General features: G+C 60.3%; 2 protein-coding genes. One reads left to right on the forward strand and one right to left on the reverse strand.

The features are described from left to right. On the reverse strand, window positions 1–259 hold a 259-nt coding region (locus Q4P21_RS07965), incomplete at its 3' end, for a hypothetical protein (protein ID WP_303388255.1). 414 nt (window positions 260–673) lie between these two features. On the opposite strand from Q4P21_RS07965, the gene groL reads away from it, so the two are divergent. Further along, window positions 674–2,308, forward strand: a complete 1,635-nt coding sequence (gene groL, locus Q4P21_RS07970; protein WP_303388256.1) for a chaperonin GroEL — start codon at window positions 674–676, stop codon at window positions 2,306–2,308. Window positions 2,309–2,596 lie beyond the last annotated feature (288 nt).

Raw genomic sequence — 2,596 nt, forward strand, 5'->3', positions numbered from 1 at the left:
GATGACCCTGCTGAACGTTCTGCTGTTGGTAACCCTGCTGGTAACCCTGTTGTTGGTAGACCGGCTGAGCGTTATGTTGCTGGAAGTCCTGCGGGGGACTCGGCTGGGCGTAACTGGGTGCTGTCGTGTCGCTCGCAACTGGTGGCTGCCAGCTGGGGAGCTGTTCGCTCGGCTGGGCTGGCTGGTCGTAACCAGCAGGCACCTCAGAGGAGGGTTTAGGCTGATCCGGAGTCTGTTCGGGCTGGATATTTTCACTCATGGTGTCTCCTGGTGCTGGTGCTGTTACACAAGCTGCTGCGGGGAGGCAGGGGATACATTGCTTATGCGTGCATCGGAATATTTACCCTCCCTACGCTAGCCGTTTGGGCGCGTGGCGGAAAGGTCGGGACGTGGAGGGCGCCGAATGTGTCTCTTATGCCGTTCGCCTGAAGCTCAGAACAGGCCCTTCCGCTTGCACTCTGTGGTGGCGAGTGCTAATTATTGACTTAGCACTCTGAGGTGGTGACTGCCAGTTTGTGGTTGGACATCCGCCGTCGGAGTAGTGAATCTTCCTCATTGGGTGAGGGTTTGCTGCCGGTGTAAAGAGATCACCAGCGGCTGATCCGTCCGTCGCGGGCACCGTGATGAGGATTCTTGTATCCGAAATGACTGTCCCGAAAGGACTGAAGCCTCCATGGCCAAGCTCATTGCATTTGATGAAGAGGCACGCCGCGGCCTTGAGCGCGGATTGAACATCCTCGCCGACGCCGTCAAGGTCACCTTGGGCCCGCGCGGTCGCAACGTTGTCCTTGAGAAGAAGTGGGGTGCGCCCACGATCACCAACGACGGTGTCTCCATCGCCAAAGAAATCGAACTTGACGATCCTTACGAGAAGATCGGCGCCGAGCTGGTCAAGGAAGTCGCCAAGAAGACTGACGACATCGCCGGAGACGGCACCACCACGGCAACCGTGCTGGCCCAGGCACTCGTGAAGGAAGGCCTGCGCAACGTAGCTGCCGGCGCCGACCCGCTGTCACTCAAGCGCGGCATCGAGAAGGCTGTTGAAGCCGTCATCGAGCAGCTGCTCGCTTCCGCCAAGGAAATCGAAACCAAGGAAGAGATCGCCGCAACCGCGTCCATCTCCGCCGGTGATCCCGAGATCGGTGCACTCATTGCCGAAGCTCTGGACAAGGTTGGCAAAGAAGGTGTCATCACCGTTGAGGAGTCCCAGACCTTCGGACTGGAGCTTGAGCTCACCGAAGGCATGCGCTTCGACAAGGGCTACATCTCCGCCTACTTCGTGACCGATACAGAGCGCCAGGAAACGGTTCTTGAAGACCCGTACATCCTGATCGTCAACTCCAAGATCTCCATCGTCAAGGATCTTGTCGCTGTTCTGGAAAAGGTCATGGCGTCCAACAAGCCGCTGCTGATCATCGCAGAAGACATCGAAGGCGAAGCACTTGCCACGTTGATCGTGAACAAGATCCGCGGCCTGTTCAAGTCCGTTGCCGTCAAGGCTCCGGGCTTCGGCGACCGCCGCAAGGCCCAGCTGGCCGACATTGCCGTCCTCACCGGTGGCCAGGTCATCGCTGAAGAAGTTGGCTTGAAGCTGGAAAACACCACCCTCGACCTGCTCGGCCAGGCTCGCAAGGTTGTTGTCACCAAGGACGAGACCACCATTGTTGACGGTGCAGGCGACGCTGAAGCCATTGCCGGCCGCGTTGCACAGATCCGTGCCGAGATCGAAAACTCCGATTCCGACTACGACCGCGAGAAGCTGCAGGAACGTCTGGCCAAGCTGGCCGGCGGCGTGGCAGTCATCAAGGCCGGTGCCGCAACTGAAGTTGAACTCAAGGAGCGCAAGCACCGCATTGAAGATGCAGTGCGCAACGCAAAGGCTGCCGTTGAAGAAGGCATCGTCCCCGGCGGTGGCGTTGCCCTCATCCAGGCTGGCGTCAAGGCATTCGAAGGCCTGAACCTCACGGGTGATGAAGCAACCGGCGCCAACATCGTCAAGGTTGCCATCGATGCGCCCTTGAAGCAGATTGCCTTCAACGCCGGCTTCGAGCCCGGCGTCGTAGTGGACAAGGTCCGCGGCCTGCCCAACGGCCACGGCCTGAACGCTGCAACCGGCGTCTACGAGGACCTGCTGGCTGCCGGTGTCAACGACCCGGTAAAGGTAACGCGTTCCGCACTGCAGAACGCGGCATCCATTGCCGGCTTGTTCCTCACCACCGAAGCAGTTGTCGCTGACAAGCCCGAAAAGGCTGCTGCAGGCGGCGGCGGCGACGACATGGGCGGCATGGGCGGAATGGGCGGCTTCTAGTCCCCACGCCCTCCCAACGCCAAGCCGCTGACGCGTCTTGGCGTTGGGGCCCTCGGGCGCGTGGGCCCACCCCGTGCGGCTCGCCGGCAAGCCGCTGACGCGTCTTGGCGTTGGGGCACTCGGGCCCACCCATGCACTCTTCATGCTTTGGACGCTCCCTCCATTTTGGAGGGGGCGTCCTTGGCGTTTAAGCACCCTGTCATTGAATGTCAGGGATAGATGAAAGTATTGGCTCATGACAATTGTTGCAGCTGCCGATGGTTCGGCATTGGGAAATCCCGGGCCTGC

The sequence above is a fragment of the Arthrobacter sp. genome, from assembly GCF_030540645.1.
Taxonomy (GTDB): domain Bacteria; phylum Actinomycetota; class Actinomycetes; order Actinomycetales; family Micrococcaceae; genus Specibacter.